Origin of the sequence: Microbispora sp. CA-102843, from assembly GCF_050936215.1 — a bacterium.
Classification (GTDB): Bacteria; Actinomycetota; Actinomycetes; order Streptosporangiales; family Streptosporangiaceae; genus Microbispora.
On the sequence record NZ_JBNJNF010000001.1, the window covers coordinates 8538411 to 8556487 of the forward strand.

General features: G+C 71.4%; 18 protein-coding genes. 8 read left to right on the forward strand and 10 right to left on the reverse strand.

Annotated elements, in window-relative coordinates:
* Positions 1-9: 9 nt before the first annotated feature.
* Complete coding sequence (locus tag ACQEVJ_RS39390; RefSeq protein ID WP_433109769.1) at positions 10-2718, reverse strand: ABC transporter substrate-binding protein; 2709 nt, start codon at positions 2716-2718, stop codon at positions 10-12.
* A 124-nt stretch (positions 2719-2842) separates the two neighbouring features.
* Here ACQEVJ_RS39390 and serC point away from each other — a divergent pair, with 124 nt between their 5' ends.
* Entirely contained in the window at positions 2843-3955 is a 1113-nt protein-coding gene (gene serC / locus ACQEVJ_RS39395; protein ID WP_433109770.1) for a phosphoserine transaminase, read from the forward strand.
* Between the two features lie 69 nt (positions 3956-4024).
* Here the strand turns inward: serC and ACQEVJ_RS39400 are convergent, their stop codons facing one another.
* Complete coding sequence (locus ACQEVJ_RS39400; protein WP_433109771.1) at positions 4025-5056, reverse strand: LacI family DNA-binding transcriptional regulator; 1032 nt, start codon at positions 5054-5056, stop codon at positions 4025-4027.
* A gap of 141 nt (positions 5057-5197) precedes the next feature.
* Here ACQEVJ_RS39400 and ACQEVJ_RS39405 point away from each other — a divergent pair, with 141 nt between their 5' ends.
* From ACQEVJ_RS39405 to ACQEVJ_RS39425, 5 genes are all read left to right on the forward strand, one after another.
* Positions 5198-5920 (forward strand): SDR family oxidoreductase, encoded by a 723-nt coding sequence (locus ACQEVJ_RS39405; RefSeq protein ID WP_433109772.1) that lies wholly within the window; start codon positions 5198-5200, stop codon positions 5918-5920.
* The gene (locus ACQEVJ_RS39410) at positions 5911-6927 is read left to right on the forward strand and encodes a dihydrodipicolinate synthase family protein (RefSeq protein WP_433109773.1); all 1017 of its coding nucleotides are present in this window, start codon (positions 5911-5913) and stop codon (positions 6925-6927) included. Before ACQEVJ_RS39405 ends, ACQEVJ_RS39410 begins: the two co-directional genes overlap by 10 nt.
* Positions 6928-7038: 111 nt before the next feature.
* The gene (locus ACQEVJ_RS39415) at positions 7039-8358 is read left to right on the forward strand and encodes an MFS transporter (RefSeq protein ID WP_433109774.1); all 1320 of its coding nucleotides are present in this window, start codon (positions 7039-7041) and stop codon (positions 8356-8358) included.
* 209 nt (positions 8359-8567) lie between these two features.
* A complete protein-coding gene (locus ACQEVJ_RS39420) occupies positions 8568-9134 on the forward strand; it encodes an RNA polymerase sigma factor (RefSeq protein ID WP_433109775.1) in 567 nt (188 codons plus the stop codon).
* Positions 9131-9811: a hypothetical protein gene (locus ACQEVJ_RS39425; RefSeq protein WP_433109776.1), complete on the forward strand. Its 681-nt coding sequence runs from the start codon at positions 9131-9133 to the stop codon at positions 9809-9811. Before ACQEVJ_RS39420 ends, ACQEVJ_RS39425 begins: the two co-directional genes overlap by 4 nt.
* A gap of 12 nt (positions 9812-9823) precedes the next feature.
* Here the strand turns inward: ACQEVJ_RS39425 and ACQEVJ_RS39430 are convergent, their stop codons facing one another.
* Complete coding sequence (locus tag ACQEVJ_RS39430) at positions 9824-10450, reverse strand: rhomboid family intramembrane serine protease (RefSeq protein WP_433109777.1); 627 nt, start codon at positions 10448-10450, stop codon at positions 9824-9826.
* Positions 10451-10585: 135 nt separating this feature from the next.
* Between ACQEVJ_RS39430 and ACQEVJ_RS39435 the strand changes: the two genes are divergently transcribed.
* The gene (locus ACQEVJ_RS39435) at positions 10586-11188 is read left to right on the forward strand and encodes a TetR/AcrR family transcriptional regulator (protein ID WP_433109778.1); all 603 of its coding nucleotides are present in this window, start codon (positions 10586-10588) and stop codon (positions 11186-11188) included.
* Positions 11185-12093, forward strand: coding sequence for an SDR family oxidoreductase (locus tag ACQEVJ_RS39440; RefSeq protein ID WP_433109779.1), 909 nt, complete (start codon positions 11185-11187; stop codon positions 12091-12093). Before ACQEVJ_RS39435 ends, ACQEVJ_RS39440 begins: the two co-directional genes overlap by 4 nt.
* A gap of 22 nt (positions 12094-12115) precedes the next feature.
* Here the strand turns inward: ACQEVJ_RS39440 and ACQEVJ_RS39445 are convergent, their stop codons facing one another.
* The 7 genes from ACQEVJ_RS39445 to ACQEVJ_RS39475 all read right to left on the reverse strand — a co-directional run bounded on the left by ACQEVJ_RS39445 (position 12116) and on the right by ACQEVJ_RS39475 (position 18044).
* Positions 12116-13054, reverse strand: coding sequence for a hypothetical protein (locus ACQEVJ_RS39445; RefSeq protein WP_433109780.1), 939 nt, complete (start codon positions 13052-13054; stop codon positions 12116-12118).
* Between the two features lie 302 nt (positions 13055-13356).
* Positions 13357-14154, reverse strand: coding sequence for a crotonase/enoyl-CoA hydratase family protein (locus ACQEVJ_RS39450; protein WP_433109781.1), 798 nt, complete (start codon positions 14152-14154; stop codon positions 13357-13359).
* 15 nt (positions 14155-14169) lie between these two features.
* Positions 14170-14949 carry an SDR family NAD(P)-dependent oxidoreductase gene (locus ACQEVJ_RS39455; RefSeq protein WP_433109782.1) on the reverse strand — a complete coding sequence of 260 codons (780 nt, stop codon included), beginning with the start codon at positions 14947-14949 and terminating at the stop codon, positions 14170-14172.
* 33 nt (positions 14950-14982) lie between these two features.
* Positions 14983-15327 (reverse strand): STAS domain-containing protein, encoded by a 345-nt coding sequence (locus ACQEVJ_RS39460; protein ID WP_142565964.1) that lies wholly within the window; start codon positions 15325-15327, stop codon positions 14983-14985.
* 40 nt (positions 15328-15367) lie between these two features.
* Positions 15368-16120: an energy-coupling factor ABC transporter ATP-binding protein gene (locus ACQEVJ_RS39465; protein WP_433109783.1), complete on the reverse strand. Its 753-nt coding sequence runs from the start codon at positions 16118-16120 to the stop codon at positions 15368-15370.
* Complete coding sequence (gene cbiQ / locus ACQEVJ_RS39470; protein ID WP_433109784.1) at positions 16117-16881, reverse strand: cobalt ECF transporter T component CbiQ; 765 nt, start codon at positions 16879-16881, stop codon at positions 16117-16119. Before cbiQ ends, ACQEVJ_RS39465 begins: the two co-directional genes overlap by 4 nt.
* Before the next feature lie 101 nt (positions 16882-16982).
* The gene (locus ACQEVJ_RS39475; protein WP_433109785.1) at positions 16983-18044 is read right to left on the reverse strand and encodes an energy-coupling factor ABC transporter permease; all 1062 of its coding nucleotides are present in this window, start codon (positions 18042-18044) and stop codon (positions 16983-16985) included.
* Positions 18045-18077: the final 33 nt, after the last annotated feature.

Here is an 18077-nt window from a genome sequence, read left to right on the forward strand (position 1 = left end):
GTTTCCGCGTCACCGGCCGGGGCCGGCGGCGTCCTGGCGCCCGGGCGGGCTCGCCGACGAGACCACCGCCGGGGCGTCCCTGCCCGCGCGCTCCCGGGCGTCTCCGTCGAGGTTCCGGCAGATCTCCTTGGTGTCCTCGGGCTCTGTGGTCGCCAGGCGCCCGCAGCGGACCGCGACCTCGGACCCGCCCGAGTCGTTCACCTTCAGGATCGCGATGGCCTTGTTCTCGGGCTCGTGGGCGGCGGCGCCGAAGGAGATCACCCCGCTCGAACCGTTCCACCTGTCGCGCGGGGAGACGAGGGAGATCTGGTAGAGCAGGTCTCCCCTGCTGGGCAGCCCGCCCCGATAGGCCGCGTTGACGCGCTCGTAGAAGAGCTTGGCGGCGTCGTAGCTGAGGATGAGGTTGTCGTCGGACTCCTTCGCGTGCCGGCCGCTCAGCAGGCTCTGCACGAAGCCCGTCGGCGCCGCCGTGCCGCCGCGCCACAGCTCGCGGCTCGCCAGCGCCGCGTAGTAGACCTGGACACGCCGGTAGTCGCCGATCACGGCGCCGCTGTTGGCCACCGCCTTGATGACGTCGTCACCCGCGAGGACCTTGATCGGCTCCTTGCCGCAGTCCTTGCCCTCGACGTAGCGGAGGAAGTCGAGGAAGTCGGCCGCGCGCCCCGCGTAGAGGAGCAGGTCGGGCCCGTGACCGCAGGCCCGGCTCACCGCCAGGTCCATGCCCGTTCCCCGGTCCTTGTACGCGACGCGGTCGCCGACCGTGATCCCCACCGCGCCGGCCTCGTCCGCGTAGTCGTCGGCGAGGTTGTTCGTGTAGTTGTCGTCGTCCGTCCGGTCCTGGACGACCACCGCGGACGGCTTCGGCACGCCGCCGAGGAGCCGGTCGCGGGCGAACCTGGCGGCCAGCCGCGCCTGCCGCCGGTTCGTCGGCCCCAGGCGGAACACGTACGGGGAGGCGTAGCCGGACCCGGACCGGGCGGGGTCGTCCGCCAGATACCCGAGCCGGTCGGCGGTCGCGGTGGTCACCAGCATCGGGATCTTCGCCGTGTGCAGCGTCTGGATGGCCTCCTCGACGCCCCGGACGCTGCGCTGGAAGCCGATCACCCCGAGCACGCGGGGGTCCTCGGCCGCCATCTCGCTGACCAGTTCCGCCGTACGCCGCCCCCGATGGAAGTTCGTGCCGGCGTTGGCCACCAGCACCTGGAGGCGGGGCGCGCCCGAGACGCCGCGCTGGTACTCCTCCACGGCCGTGAGCTCCGCCCGGGCCCCGACGAACGCGCTGTCGCTCTGGTCCTGCGCGACGGAGTACTCGCCGAACAGCACCACGCTCACGTAGGTCCCGGCCTCCCTGGCCAGGGCGTTGTTGCGGTCGATCCGGGCGACGAGCCTCGTTATCTCGTCCGACGGGAAGAGCCCGCCCGGGGTGGGCCCGTCGGCGTTCACGACGCCGACGCACTCCTTGCCGTCGCGCTCGACCCAGGGCAGGCCGCCGCAGTGCGCGTTGCGGTCCTGCTGGATGCGTCCGAGCAGGACGACGGGCCCGATCAGCAGCAGCGCCATCACGCACCAGTAGCCGATCGCCCGCATCCGGCTGCCCAGCAGGCGCGGCCGGTAGTCGTCGTCCAGCGGGATCGCGGGCGCGCCGACCATCAGCCGCAGCGGCGGCACCCTCCGCCGCGCCGCCGTCCGCCACGCCGCCACCAGCGCGGACAGGTCCGACAGCCGGCCCGCGGTGACCGGCCTGCGGCCCGGCTCGAACGACTCGGGCACGGCGGCCAGCACCAGGAGCGGCGGCAGCAGCCCGGTCTCCTCGACCGTCTCCTCCAGGGTGCGCAGGAACCGCTCGTTGACGTCGCCGGACCACCGCGCGTCGAGGACCAGCATCGCGTAAAGACCGCGCCCCCAGCTCGGCCACGGGATCAGCCACTTCTGGTACGCCTGGCGCAGGTCCTGGCACAACGCGTGGACGAGCAGCCGCTCGACCTCCGCCTCGCTCGCGTTGGCGATGCGCAGCGCGTACTTCGGCAGGCGCTCGAAGGGCTTCCTGGCCAGGTATGGCTGCTTCCTGAACCAGCCGTTGAAGAAGGACCCCCGGATCGACAGCATGGCCTGGATCAACGTGCCGACGACGGCGACGAGCACGCCGAGCGCCCACGGGATCAGGCCGACCAGGTCGGAGGCGCCGCCGAGCCACCAGGCGGCGAGCGTGCCCACCGGCACCCAGGTGGTGGCCGCCCGGCCGAGGAAGTCCGCCGCGGTCCTGCGCCCCCTGTCCCCGCCGTACCTGCCCCTGCGCCAGTCCTTGAGCCGCTCCTTGAACTCCTCCTGGCCCGTACGCGACTGCGGGTCGGGCGGCCAGGTCCGGCCGGGCACGTCGACCGGTTCCCCGGGAGGCGGCTCCTCGCGCCGGCGGCGCGCCCACAGCACGAACTGGACGAGCGGGAACCGCGGCGGGGGCAGGAACGAGCCGCCGACGGGCTTGCCGAGCTGGCCGTGCTCCCCCGCGAGCGCCTCGACCAGCTCACGCAGCGTGTCGTACTCCCCCGCCCTGACCGTGGCCTGCGGGAGGGAGTCCTCGAAGGGCACGGCGAGCCGCCGGGCCGCGTCGAAGGCGCCGCCGTCGCGGCCCACGACCAGGACGAGGGGCAGGGGGCGGTCGGAGCGCCAGAAGAACGGCCTGCGAACCAGTGCCTCGATGACGGCATGCGGGTCGGCCACGCGGATGTCTCCCCGGGGGGCGGAGTCCATTCTTGAGGTGGTGCGTGATCTTAAAACGGGACCATGATGTCTCACAATCCGGACCATGGTCTAGAGCATCCGCAGGTCTCACTACGCTTGAACCGTGGCTGACATCGTGATTCCCGCTGACATCAAGCCCGCCGACGGCCGATTCGGCTGCGGGCCCTCGAAGGTACGCCCCGAGCAGCTCGCCGCTCTCGCCGACGCCGGGTCGAAGGTGATGGGCACCTCCCACCGGCAGAAGCCGGTGAAGAACCTCGTCGCCCGCGTCCGCGCCGGGCTCACCGACCTGTTCTCCCTCCCCGAGGGGTACGAGGTCGTGCTGGGCAACGGCGGCACCACGGCGTTCTGGGACATCGCGTCCTTCGGGCTGATCCGGGAGAAGTCGCAGCACCTGAACTTCGGGGAGTTCTCCTCGAAGTTCGCGACGGTCGCGAAGAAGGCACCCTGGCTCGCCGACCCCTCGGTGATCAAGTCGGAGCCGGGCAGCCACCCGCTGCCGGTCGCCGAGGAGGGCGTGGACGTCTACGCGCTCACCCACAACGAGACCTCGACCGGCGTCGCGATGCCCATCAAGCGCGTCGGCGACGACGAGTCGCTCGTCCTGGTGGACGCCACCAGCGGCGCCGGCGGCCTGCCGGTCTCCGCGGAGGAGTTCGACGTCTACTACTTCGCCCCGCAGAAGAGCTTCGCCTCCGACGGCGGCCTGTGGATCGCGCTGTTCTCGCCGAAGGCGCTGGCCCGGGTGACGGAGATCACCGAGAGCGGCCGGTTCGTCCCCGAGTTCTTCAGCCTGCCGACCGCCATCGACAACTCGGTCAAGGACCAGACGTACAACACCCCGGCGGTCGCCACGCTGTTCCTGCTGGCCGACCAGATCGACTGGATGAACGCCCAGGGCGGCCTCGCGTGGACCACCGCCCGGTCGGCCGACTCCGCCTCGCGGCTGTACACCTGGGCCGAGAAGACGTCGTACACCACGCCGTTCGTGGCCGACCCGGCGCAGCGCTCCAACGTCGTCGGCACCATCGACTTCGACGACGCCGTGGACGCCGCGGCGGTCGCGAAGGTGCTGCGGGCCAACGGCATCGTGGACACCGAGCCCTACCGCAAGCTCGGCCGCAACCAGCTGCGGATCGCGATGTTCCCGGCGATCGACCCCGCCGACGTCGAGGCGCTGACCTCCTGCGTCGACTACGTGGTCGAGCGTCTCTGAACCGAACGTCACGAGACCGACGTGACGATGTGAGGGGCGGGGCCGGAACACGGCCCCGCCCCTCGCCGTTCAGACGGTGGCCCCACTCGTGGTGGACCCCCGCGCCACGACTCGGCACGCGTGCCTGACCTGCTCGCGCCGGCCCTCGCCCTCGGCGCCGTCCGTGCCGTCCCCGGCCTCCCCGCCCTCTCCGAGGCAGAGCCGGATGGCCGTGTCGGCGAGCGCGGCCAGCGGCTGCTCGACGCTGGTGAGACCGCTCGCCTCGGCCAGGAACGTCTCGTCGAAGCCGGTTACCGCGATGTCGGACCTGCCGGCACGACGGCAGATCTCCAGCGCCCCGAAGGCGATGACGTCGTTCCCGCAGACCAGCGCGTCGATGTCCGGCCGGGTGGCGAGGATCTCCCCGGTCAGCGCGCGGGCCGCCGCCACGTCGGACGGACAGGTGAAGGTGGGCCGGTCCCAGCCTTCGAGCTCGCGTACCGCCACCTCGGCGAACGCGCGGAGCCGCTCCAGCGCGGGCGACTCCGTGGTCAGCGGGCCGATGAACGCGGGACGGCGCACTCCCGCCGCGACCAGGTGCAGGAGTACGTCGTGGATGGCGCCCCATTGGTCGGCCCCCACCCACGGCAGCTCGGCCGTGGCATGGCGGTCGATCTGCACGACCGGGATCTCGGCGGCCGCCGCCAGCATGGCGGAGGCGCTGCGCTCCCGGTCACAGGGGGACACCAGCAGCCCGTCGACGCTGCGTTGCAGGAGGTCCGCGATCACCTCGCGTTCGACCGCCACGTCGTTCTGCGCGTCGGCCAGGAGCAGGACGTAGCCGGACCCGCGTAGCCGCTGCTCGATGGCCTTGACGAGCCTCGGGAAGAACGGGTTGGCGATATCCGGGACGACCAGCCCGAAGGTGTGCGAGACGCTGCTGCGCAGCGCCCTGGCGATCGCGTTGGGCCGGTACCCGAGCCGATCGGCGGCCTTGCGTACCCGGGCCGAGAGCTCGGGATCCACCGTGGCCGCCCCGTTGAGCACGCGAGACACCGTCGGCACGGAAACACCGGCCGCGGCGGCCACGTCGCGCATCGTGACACGTGTCCCGTCTCGCACCGGACCTCCGTTTCTGTTCGGTTACCACCAGGTTTCTAGCAGGGTCTTGACACGCCCACGGGGCGTACTGCTAAACATCGGTCTTGCGATCCGAGAAAACGTTATCTCAGGCAAATCGCCTACCGCAACGTAAGGAGATCCATGTCTTCCGACCGCACCCTCGCGGGGCGCGTGGTACTGATCACTGGCGCCAGCGCGGGCATCGGAGCCGCGCTCGCCCGCCGCCTGCACGCCGAAGGCGCACAGCTCGCCCTCGCGTCCAGGCGCGGCGCCGACCTCGGCCTCGACGGCGTGTACGCCGGCAGTTGCGACGTGCGGGACAAGCAGCAGGTGGACGCCTTCGTGGCCGCCGCCGCCGAGCGCTTCGGGCGGCTCGACGTCGTCGTCGCGAACGCGGGCGTCGGCAGCTACGGGAAGTTCCTCGACGTGCCCGACCGGCACATCGACGAGATGATCGACACCAACGTGCGCGGCACGGTCTACCTGCTGCGGGCCGCCCTGCCGCACCTGCTCGAGCATGGGGAGGGCGACGTCATCACGGTGGCGAGCGAGGCGGGCCGGCGCGGCCTGCCCGGCGAGGCGGTCTACAGCGCCTCGAAGTTCGCCCAGGTGGGCCTCACCAGGGCGCTCGACAACGAGCTGCGCGAGCTCGGCATCCGGTGCACCAACATCTGTCCCGGCGGCGTGTACACCGACTTCGCGATGGACGACGGCCGGGGCCGGACCCCGGACAGCCCGCAGGTGAAGGCGATGATGACGGCGGACGACATCGCCGACCTCATCGTCTACTGCCTGTCCCGCCCGAGGCACTTCCGCATCCTGGAGACCGCGCTGCGGCCCATGAGCGAGGCGTCGTGGGGCTGAGCCGCAGCGGTACGCCCGACGGCGGCTCGGCACACCACCTCCCGCAGAACGACATCACCGACTGGAGAACCATGGGCAAGCCCGCGCTTCGCGTTCACGGGGTCATCCCCCCGATCGTCACGCCACTCGACGCCGACCAGGAGGTCGACGTCCCGTCCCTGCGCCGCCTCGTCGACTTCGTGATCGACGCCGGGGTGCACGTCGTCTTCGCGCTCGGCACGGGCGGCGAGGGGCCATACCTCACACCGGCCCGGCGTGACCAGGTCCTCGACGTCGTCACCGAGGCCGTGGGCGGGCGCGTGCCGGTGCTCGCCGGCGCCAGCGACATCGGCACCGCCCGCGCCGTCGACAACGCCAGGGCCGCCGAGCGCGCGGGAGCCGACGGCATCGTGCTCACTCCCCCGTTCTACGGCGAGGTCACCCAGGCGGAGATCGACCGGCATTTCCGGCAGGTCGCCGACGCGGTCTCCGTCCCCCTCGTGGCGTACGACATCCCGAGCAAGGTCCACAGCAAGCTGGCCTGGCAGACCACGCTCAAGCTGGCCGAGGACGGCGTGATCGTCGCCGTCAAGGACACCAGCGGCGAGGAGATCTCCTTCCGCCGTCTCATCGACGAGACCTCCGGCATCGACGGCTTCTCCGTCATCACCGGTTCCGACATCACCTGTGACGGGGCCCTCCTCCAGGGCGCCGCCGGGATGATCGTGGGAATGGGCAACGTCGACCCCCACGGGTTCGTACGGCTCTACGCCGCCGCGAGCGAGGGACGCTGGGCCGACGCCCGCGCGGAGCAGGACCGGCTGGCCCGGCTGCGCTACATCACCCAGGTCGCCGGCGACCGGATCAGCGGCTTCAGCGCCACCATCAGCTCGTTCAAGGCGGCACTCGTGGCTCGCGGCGTCATCGGCGGCGACACGACCTGCGACCCGCTGCTCCCGCTGAACGACGCCGAACGCGCCGAGGTGGAGCGGATCCTCGCGGCGGCGGACCTGCACAAGATCGGCTGAGCAGGACACGCATCGAACGCCCCCCAACGGTCGTCCGGGGTACGCGGCTCGCACCCGCGTCCCCGAACGACCGCACGCCGACCCACTGCCGTCCGTGGAACGAGGAACCACATGGCTCACAGCCCCATCCCCCGAGCAGCCGCCGAGACTCATTCGGGCGCATCGGCCAGACGCGGCCGGGTGCGCTGGATCATCGCGGTTGTCATCACACTACTCGCCATCATCAACTACATCGACCGCGGCGCCCTGTCCGTCGCGATGCCCGACATTCGCGAGGATCTCGGCTTCAACGCGACCATGTCGGGGGTGATCCTCTCGGCGTTCGTCTGGCCCTACGCGGTCATGAACCTGCCGTCGGGATGGCTCGTGGACCGCTTCGGCCCCCGCGTCATCATGACCTTCGCCATCGGCGCCTGGTCGATCTGCTGCGCCGTCACCGGCGGGATGCACACCGTCGCCACCTTCGTCGCGGCCCGAGTGGGGCTGGGGGTGAGTGAGGCTCCCATGTTCCCTGCCGCCGTGAAGGGCATCGGGACGTGGTTCCACAGATCGGAGAAGGGCACCGCCACCTCCATGATGATCGCCGGCACGCAGATCGGCCTCGCCGCCTCTCCCCCGGTGGCGACCGCGCTCATGCTCGCCTTCGGCTGGCGCGCGATGTTCGTCCTGCTCGGGCTCCTCGGCGTGGTCGGCGTCGTCGGCTGGCTGGCCGTCTACCGATCGCCGGAGAAGCACCCCTGGCTCAGCGCGTCCGAGCTGGCGCACATCCGCGGCGGGCAGGGGGACGATGCCGCGCCCGCCACCGAGGCGCCGGTCACCAGCCGGGAATGGGTGTCGCTCTTCCGCCACCCGTCCCTCTGGATGATGATCATCGGTGACTTCGCGCTGCAGTACCTCTTCTGGTTCTACATCACCTGGCTGCCCACCTATCTCCAGACCGACCGTGGGTTCACCATCGAGAACGCCGGCCTCGTGGCCGCGCTGCCGTACATCGCGGGTGCGGTGGGCGCGCTCGTCGGCGGCCGGTTCTCCGACTCGCTGGCCGCCCGCATCCCACGGATGGACGCCCGCCGGTACACCATCGCGGGCGGTGCGCTGCTGACCGCGCTGGCGCTACTCGCGACGGCGACCACCAGCGGGGCCGTGCTCGCCGTGACGCTGCTCACGATCGGTATGTTCACCTACAGCCTGACCGGACCGTCCATCTGGGCGCTGGCGACCGATGTGGTGCGCACCCAGCGGTTCGTCGGGTCCGTCGGAAGCATTCAGAACTTCGGCGGTTTCCTCGGCGGCGCGGTGGCGCCCATCGCGACCGGCGTGCTCGTCGACGCCTCGGGCAGCTTCGGCCTCGCCCTGTTCGCGGCCGGAGCGCTCGCGCTCGTCGCCGCGGCGATGTACGGCCTCGTGCTGCGCCGGCCGATCCCCGTCTGATCGTGCGGAGGTCGTGATCCTGACGTGCCGGGCCCTGCCCACGGGTCCGGCACGTCAGGCATACGGCGCGGGGGTGCGACAGCACGCCGGCGGTCTTCGGGCCGCCGGCTTTTTCTTTTCCCCCGGTTTGCAACGTCCCGATCTGTAACGGTGCGGGGTGCTCCGTCCAAGCAGGGATGTGTTTTGTCACACGACCGAGGGGAGCGCCGGTGCGCCGTGAACAGACGGGTCCGGCGGGCTTCGCCCGTGATCCCGACGCATTCGAAGCCTTCTACCGGCGGCACGTCGACGCCGTGACGCGGTTCCTGGCCAGGCGGGTGGACGACCCGCACACCGTCGCCGACCTCACGGCGGAGGTGTTCCTCGCCGTGCTCGATTCCGCGCACACCTACCGCCCGGACAGGGGCAGCGAGATCGCCTGGCTCTACGGCGTGGCGCGCAACACGGTGCTGGCACAGCGCCGCCGTACGGCGAGGGAGTTACGCGCCACCAGCAGGATCGCCGGCCGCCGCCTGCTCGACGCCGACGACATCGCCCGCCTGGAGGAACGCGTCGACGCCGAGTCACCGGCTCGGCTCGCGCTGGAGGCGATGGCCGATCTGCCGGACGGCGACCGCGCGCTGCTGGAACTCGTGGCCGTGGACGGGCTCAGCCCCGCCGAGGCCGCCGCCGCGCTCGGCATCAGGCAGGGCACCGCCCGGGTCAGGCTGCACCGCGCCCGGCGGCAGATCCAGCGCTTTCCCGGAGTGATGGAACTGATCGGAGGAACGAAGTGAACGACACTTTCGAGGACAGACTCCTCGCGGAACTCAAGGCGGAGATCGCCGCACGGGAAGTCCGGGCTCACGCGCCGAGGCGCCGGAGCGTCCGGACCCGCTTCCTGGCCGGCGCCGGGATCGTCGCCGCCGCCACAGCCGCGGCCGTCGCCGTACCGCTCGTGGTCGGGCAGCAGACCCCGGCTTACGCGCTGACACAGCACGCGGACGGTTCGATCAGCCTGCAGATCAACGAGTTCAGGGACCCGGACCGGGTCGAGAGGGACCTGGCGAGGCTGGGCGTGCGGGCCGACATCAGCTATCTGCCGCTGGGGAAGAGGTGCGCCGACGGACGCGCCCCCTTCGTGGCGGGCGACCGCACCTCCCTCACGAAGGAGGAACTGGAGAGCCAGGACCCGGCGGTACAGGCGCGCGTGCGGCGGGTGACGGAGAACCTGGCGTCGAGCAAGGCGATCCAGCCGAAGAACGGCATTACGATCCGCCCCAAGTTCATCGGGCCCGGGCAGATCGTCATGATCGAGGTCGTGGAGAACGCGCGGAAGCCGAGCATGGAGCACCCCGGGGTGGCCTTCCAGTTCTCCGGACGGCTGACGGAAGGGCCCGTGAAGCCCTGCCGGGTCGTCGACGATCCCTCGGCGTTCGACATCGGGACCGCCACCCCGCCTCCCGGCTCCTGAGCCGTTCGCGGGTCAGGCCGTCACGGGCTTGCGGCGGCGTAGCAGCCAGGCGGCGATCACGCCGCCGATGAGGCCGAACAGGTGGCCCTGCCAGGAGACACCCGGCTGGGTGGGCAGGGCCCCCCACAGGATCGAGTAGTACAGCACGGCGACCACGACGCCGAGGACGATGTCGAGGGCCCGGCGGTCGAACAAACCCCGGGCCACGACATAACCGAAATATCCGAAGACGAGGCCGCTCGCGCCGATCGTCAGCGTGTCCGGCGGACTGGTGAACCACACGCCCAGCCCGCTGACCAGGATGATGACCAGGCTCGCCGCGAGGAACCTGCCGATCCCCCGGATGGCGGCCACGAACCCCAGGATCAGCAGCGGCAGCGAGTTCGCCATCAGGTGACCGAACCCCGCGTGCAGGAACGGCGCGAACAGGATCCCGGGCAGGCCGTCCGGCTCGTGGGCGACGATGCCGTACCTGTCGAGCCGTCCGTTCTCCATGTAGTCGACGATCTCGATCGCCCACATCACCGAGACGAGCACGATCATCAGGATCGCGCTGCCGAGGGCACCGGTGAGCAGCGCGGACGTCCGCTCCCGCATCGACCGGCCCGGCGGGGGCAACCCGGGCCCGGAATCACTCATGGCTTCACCGTACGCAGTCCCGCTCACGAACGAGCGGACTGCCCCGATCCGCCCGGATCATGCCGTCGGGTTTGCCGGAAGAGGCCGGACGGCTGTATTAATAAATGAACAGTCATTTATGAAAGGGAGGGTCCGGTGGCGGGACGTCCCCGCGGGGTGGACGATTCGGTGATCCTGCGTGCGGCCGCCGAGGTGATCGGCCGGGTGGGTCCGGCCGGGCTGACCCTCGCCGCGGTCGCCGACGAGGTGGGGCTCGTGCCCGGCACTCTCGTGCAGCGCTTCGGGTCCAAGCGCGGCCTGCTGGTGGCGCTGGCGAGGCAGTCCGCGCACGAGGCGGAGGCACACCACGAGCGGCTGCGGCAGGGGCGCCCTTCCCCGTTGGAAGCGCTCCTGGCGTTGGCCGAGGAGTCGATGGCCCTCATGGACACCCCGGAGCGTTTCGCCAATCACCTGGCGTTCCTGTGCATGGATCTCACCGATCCGCAGCTGCGCGAGTACGCCCTGGTCATCCACGAGGCGCAGCGAGGGGCGATCCTGGCCCTGCTCGACGAGGCGGTGGCCGCGGGCGAGCTGCGGATCGGCACCGACACCGCCGCGCTGGCCGAGTCCGTCCAGGCGCTGATCGCCGGCACCGGCCTGACCTGGGCCCTCGACCGGCAGGGCACGCTGCCGGGGCGGCTCGGAAGGGCGATCACCGCCCTCCTATCGCCTCATACCTGTTCGAAGGAGATGTCGTGAACGACAGACTGCCGCTCGCCGGGAAGGTCGCCCTGGTGGCGGGAGGCACGCGAGGCGGTGGACGCGGCATCGCCGTCGAGCTCGGGGCCGCGGGCGCCACGGTCTACGTCACCGGCCGCAGCAGCACGGCCGGCCGCTCCGACCTGGACCGCCCCGAGACGATCGAGGAGACCGCCGCGCGGGTCACCGCGGCCGGCGGCACCGGCGTCGCCGTGCGCACCGACCACAGCGACCCCGAGGAGGTGCGCGCGCTGGTCGACCGGATCGCCGCCGAGCAGGACGGGCGGCTCGACGTCCTGGTCAACTCCGTATGGGGCGGCGACGCGCTGACCGACTGGGAGCATCCCCTGTGGGAGCAGGACCTCGACACCGGCCTGCGACTGCTGCGCCGGGCGGTGGAGACCCACATCGTCACGAGCCGGTTCGCGCTTCCGCTGATGGTCGCCCGCCGGAGCGGCCTGGTCGTGGAGGTCACCGACGGCAACACCGCCCGCTATCGCGGCTCGTTCTTCTACGACATCGCCAAGTCCACCGTGATCCGCCTCGCCGTGGCCCAGGCGGCGGAGCTCAAGCCGTACGGCGTGGCCGCCGTCGCCGTCACGCCGGGGTTCCTGCGCTCGGAGGCCATGCTCGAGCACTTCGGCGTGACGGAGGCCGACTGGCGGGACGGGGTGGCTCAGGATCCCAACTTCGCCCACTCCGAGACCCCGGCGTACCTCGGGCGGGCCGTCGCCGCCCTGGCGGCCGACCCTGGCGTCATGGCCAAGACCGGAAGCGCCCTGGCCACCTGGGGGCTGTACGGGGAGTACGGCTTCACCGACGCGGACGGCACACAGCCGGACTTCGCCGCCCACTGGGCCAACGCCCTGGAGGAGGACCACGGCCCGCTCGGCGACCCGCTCTGACCTGAGCCGTCCTCCGGCTTCCTCAGCGCGACGGCGTGACGGTCGGCGAGCCGGTCGGAGGGGCCGACGGCGTAGCGGACGGCGTGACGGTTGGACGGGCGGACGGCGTGGGAGACGGCAAGCCGGTCGGCGTGACGGTCGGAGGGACGGACGGCGTAGCGGTCGGTGAGGCGACGACCTCGGGCACGCTGGTCGCCATCAACGTGCCGTTGTAATCGATGTACTCGACGTTCACCGACTGACAGCTGAGGATCACGGGGCCGGGGGCGCTCAGCTTCGCGGTGGCGAAGAACTCGATCTTGGGCCACCTGCCCTCGTCCTGCTCGCTGCGGACTGAAACGACTCCGGTGGGCGTGTTGAGATCGCACAAGGCGTAGTAGCCGGACGTCCCCGGTCCCCTACTCGACCAGGGGTTGACGTCGACACGGGTTTGGATGATGTAGTCCCCCGCGGGCAGTTCGGAGACGCGCAGTACCTCCACCCTCGCATCGTCCCGACGCTGAACGACCTCATGGACGTAGTGGGTCCGCCCGTACGTCCCGCCGGGGTCGCCCTTCTCGCCCTTCTCGCCCTTCGGGCCCTGGGGTCCGGTCGCGCCCTGGGGCCCTTGCGGACCGGTCTCTCCCTTGGACCCCTGAAGTCCGGTCGGCCCGGTTTGGCCCTGAGGTCCGGCCGGTCCGACGGGGCCCTGGGGTCCGGCGATGTTCCAGGAAACGGTCCGGGACTCGACGGGACACGTGCCGGCGGGGGCCGGCGCGGCGACCTGCGTGTCCGTGGTGCGGCCCTGGACCGACTCCTCCGGCGCCTGGGGCATCCGCATGACGCCGTCGGGGCCCACGCAGGCCACGATCGCCGAATTCGTCGCCGCCGTCGTGGCAACGGCGATCCCGCCGCCGCCCACGAGCAGCCCCGCCACCGCCCCGGCCGCCAGCCAGGTCCCACGTCCTGTCCGCAGGTTCATCTCTCTCCCCTTCGTGGTGATCTTCACGAGGGAAGATAGGCGGGCGGGCCGGGGCGCCGCGTCCTCACAGCGATCTATACGCCGTCCGCCGTCCGGGCTAGGGCAGCGCCCGAGCCGGACAGGGACACTGTCCCAAGATCCCGCCCCCGGCTGGGACACCCCTGGGACACCGGTACCGGAAACCGTCCTAAAGCACACGGCGACGCTTGTGACACCCCCGGACATGGCTCGGGGCGCCCCTGCGCGGAGCGCCCCGAGTGGACACCGCGCGGAGCGCCCCGAGCGGCCTTACGAGGTGCGGGTTACTCGCCCTTCCAGACGGGGGCGCGCTTCTCGGCGAAGGCCGCCGCGCCCTCCATGGCGTCCTTCGAGCCGAAGACGGGCGTGATGATCTCGCCCTGCTTGCGGAACATGTCCTCGCGCGACCAGTCGGCCGACTCGACGATGACCCGCTTGGTCGCGGCGAGCGCCAGCGGCGCGTTCGCCGCGATCGTGCGGGCCAGTTCGAGCGCGCCGTTGAGCGCCTCGCCCGGGTAGGTGATCCGGTTGACCAGCCCCAGCTCGTACAGCCGGGAGGCCGGGTAGTGATCGCCGGTCAGGGCGATCTCCATGGCGACGTGGTAGGGGATCCGGCGCGGCAGCCGCATGATCCCGCCCGCACCGGCGACCAGGCCGCGCTTGGGCTCCGGCAGGCCGAACTTCGCCTCCTCGGACGCGACGACGATGTCGCAGGACAGAGCCAGCTCGAACCCGCCGGCCAGCGCGTACCCCTCGACCGCGGCGATGATCGGCTTCTTCGGCGGCGCCTCGGTGACGCCGCCGAAGCCCCGGCCCTCGACCACCGGCATGTCCCCGGTGAGGAAGCCCTTCAGGTCCATGCCCGCCGAGAACGTGCCGCCGGCCCCGGTGAGGACGATCGCGGACACGTCGGGGCTTTCGTCCAGCTCGTCCAGGGCGGCCGCGATCCCGCGCGCCACCGCGCCGTTCACGGCGTTCCTGGCCTTGGGCCGGTTGATGGTGACGACGGCCACGCCGCCGTCGACGATCTCTACGAGTACCTCGTCCGGCTCAGCGGCCGGCCCGGAGTTCACCTCGGACACCTGACCTCACTCGGCTTACTTGGGCTGGAAGCGGATGCCGCCGTCGAAACGGATGACCTCGCCGTTCATGTAGTCGTTCTCGATCAGCGTGCGCACCAGGTGGCCGAACTCCGAGGCCTTGCCGAGCCGCTTGGGGAACGCCACCGGCCCGATGAGCTTGGCCTTGAAGTCCTCGGCGTTCTTGTCGCCGATCTTCCCGTAGATGGGGGTGTCGATGATGCCCGGCGCGATGGTGAGCACGCGGACGCCGATGGCCGCGAGGTCGCGGGCGGCGGGAAGGGTCATGCCGATGATGCCGCCCTTCGACGCCGAGTACGCCACCTGGCCCGTCTGGCCCTCGATGCCGGCGACAGACGCGGTGTTGATGACGACGCCGCGGGCGCCGTCCTCGTCCGCCGGCTCGGTCTTGGCCATGGCCGCCGCGCCGATGCGCATGAGGTTGAAGGTGCCGATCAGGTTGACGTCGATCACCTTGCGGTAGGCCGCCAGGTCGTGCGGCGAGCCGTCCCGTCCGACGGTGCGCTGCGCCCAGCCGATGCCGGCGCTGCTGATCACGGCGCGCAACGGCTTGCCGGTGGCGACCGCCGCCTCCACCGCGGCCTGCACCGACGCCTCGTCGGACACGTCGGTGTGGGCGAACACGCCGCCGATCTCGTCGGCCAGCGCCTTGCCGCGCTCCGCGTTGAGGTCGGCCACGACCACGGTCGCGCCGACACGGGCCAGCTCGCGGGCCGACGCCTCGCCGAGGCCGCTGGCACCGCCCGAGATGATTGCTGCTGCTCCGTTCAGATCCATAGCCGGACCTTAACGCGCGAACCGAATGAAGTTCTACTCGGGGTGCTGCAAAATCGCGGTATCGACGTCGGGGTAGACCTTGATCCGCCGGTCCAGGCCGGTCGTGCGCAGGATGCGGGCCACCGGAGGCTGCGGTGAGGCGAGACACACCCCGCCGCCCTCGCTCGTGGCCAGCCGCCAGGCCTCGATGAGCACGCTGAGCCCACTGGAATCCATGAACGAGAGCTCTCCGAGGTCAAGCACGAGCGTGGGGCCGTCGTCGCGTATGGCATCCCGTATCTCGTCACGCAGGAACGGAGCCGTGAACAGGTCGAGCTCACCCTCCACGGCCACCACGACGGCATTGGAGAGCGATTGGCGTGCGAGCCGCAGCTTCATCGTCGAGACCTCCTCAGCTCCGGCCCACTTTACTTATCCATCACCCCGGCTGAGCAGGGACGGCGAAGCCGTAAGGAAGTTCGAGCCGGTGCGCGGCGAGCAACCGCTCGTCGGCGAGCAGCGCGTGCGTCGGCCCGTCGGCGGCGATCACCCCCTCCGACATGATGAGCGAACGCTCGCACAGTTCCAGCGCGTACGGCAGATCGTGGGTGACCATCAGCACGGTCACGTCCAGGTCCTTGAGGATTTCGGCCAGCTCGCGGCGGGACGCCGGGTCGAGATTGGACGACGGTTCGTCGAGGACGAGGATCTCCGGCTCCATCGCCAGCACCGTGGCCACGGCCACCCGGCGGCGCTGGCCGAAGGACAGGTGGTGCGGCGGCCGGTCGATCGCGTCCACCATGCCGACCCGCTCCAGCGCGTCGCGCACCCGGCGGTCGAGTTCCGCGCCGCGCAGCCCGAGGTTGGCCGGGCCGAACGCGACGTCCTCCCGTACGGTCGGCATGAAGAGCTGGTCGTCCGGATCCTGGAACACCAGCCCGACGCGGCGGCGGATCTCCCGCAGGGTGTCCGCGCGCACCGCGAGTCCGGCCACCTCCACCGTCCCGTGCCCGGCCGTGAGGATGCCGTTGAGGTGCATGACGAGCGTGGTCTTGCCCGCGCCGTTCGGGCCGAGCAGGGCGACCCGCTCCCCCCGCCCGATCGTCAGGTCCACGCCGTACAACGCCTGTGTCCCGTCGGGATAGGCGTACGCGAGCCTGCTCACCGTGAGCGAGGGGCTGCCGGAGGTCATGTCGTGCTCCACGCCAGTAGGGCCGTCACCGCGGCGAGGCAGGGCAGCATGCCCGCCATCGCCCAGTCTCGCCCAGTCGCCGATATATCCCTAATGGTCGGCATCTCGCCCGCGTAGCCACGGCTCAGCATGGCGAGATGGACCCGCTCCCCCCGCTCGTACGAGCGGATGAACAGGGCGCCCGCCGATTTCGCCAGCACGGGGGCCTGCCGGAGGTCACGGGCGACGAATCCCCGCGACTCCCTGGCGATCCGCATGCGCCGCATCTGTTCGAGGATCACGTCCAGGTAGCGCAGCATGAACGTCGCGATCTGCACGAGCAGCCGGGGCAGCCGCAGCCGTTCGGCGCCGAGCAGCATCATCCGGGGCTCGGTCGTGGCCGCCAGCAGGATCGAGGCGACCACACCCAGCGTGGCCTTGGCCAGGATGTTCCAGGCCGCCCACAGGCCGGGGACGCTCAGCGACAGGCCGAGCACCTGGACCCGCTCGCCCGTACCGATCAGCGGGATCGCCACCGCGAACAGCACGAACGGCACCTCGATCGCCATGCGGCGTACGATCGCGCCCGCCGGCACCCGGGCGGCGACCGCGACGGCGGCCAGCAGCAGCGCGTCGAGCGCGAACGCCCAGAAGCGCTCGCGCGGCGTGGCGACCACGAACACCGCGAACGCGACGACCGCCGCCAGCTTGCACTGGGGCGGCAGCCGGTGGACGGGCGTGTCGGCGGGCCGGTAGATCGGGTGATGGTGCCCGGCGCTCACTTCGCACTCACAGGGCCATCATCGCCGACCGGCCGCGCCCGCACGCGGGCAGGGCGCTCACGGCCCGGGAGCCGTTGATCGCAGGTCCGGACGCAGCACGCTCACTGCGCGCTCGCGGGCGTCATCCCGTCGGTCATCCGCCGGCGGCGGCGGATGACGTAGAACACGCCGCCTCCGGCCACGACCGTCAGCGCGACGCCCACCACCCCGGCCAGGCCGCCGGACAGCCGCTGGTTCTCCACGCCCTTGACGGCGTATCCGGCCAGCGGGCCGTTCTCCGCCGTGTGCGGCTTCTCCTGCACGCTCAGGCCCTTGTCGGCCGCCACCTTCTCCAGGCCGTCGGGGTCGCCGGAGGCGTAGAACGAGACGACGCCGGCCAGCAGCACGGCCACGAGCGCGCCGCCCACCAGCACCGGGCGCAGGCCGATCCCGGCCGAGGGCGTCTCCGGAGCCGCCGGTCCGCCCTGCTGACCCACCTGGACCTCCCCGTCGGCGGTGCGCAGCGTCAGCGCCCTGGTCATCCCGCGCGCGCCGTACACGAGATCGGGACGCACGGCCAGCACGCTGCTCACGGTGAGCGCGGTGATGAAGCCCTCGCCGAGCCCGATGAGCAGGTGCACGCCGCCCATCGCGGCGGCCACCGAGCCCAGCTCGATCGGCGCGGTGCCGCCGAGCCAGAACAGGGCCGTGAACACGAGCGCCGCCGCGGGGACGGAGACCAGCGCCGCCACGAACGACGCGGCCACCAGCGTCGCCCGCCCGCGCGGCGCGCCCCGGGTGATCAGCCGGAACACCGCCCAGCCGACGACCGCGGTCACGATCGCCATCAGCGTGATGTTGACGCCCAGCGCGGTCAGCCCGCCGTCGGCGAAGAAGAATCCCTGGACGAGCAGCACGACCGCGACGCACAACACGGCGGTGTACGGCCCGACGAGTATCGCCGCCAGGGCCCCGCCGAGCAGATGGCCGCTGGTGCCGGCCGCCACGGGGAAGTTGAGCATCTGCGCCGCGAAGATGAACGCGGCCACCAGGCCCGCCATGGGGGCGGTCCGGTCGTCGAGCTCCCGCTTGGCGCCCCGCAGGCACACGGCCACCCCGGCGGCCGCGAAGACCCCGGCGCCGACGGACACGGGGACGTCAAAGAACCCATCGGGCACGTGCACGGCTATAACCCCTTCGAAACGGGCGAATCTCCT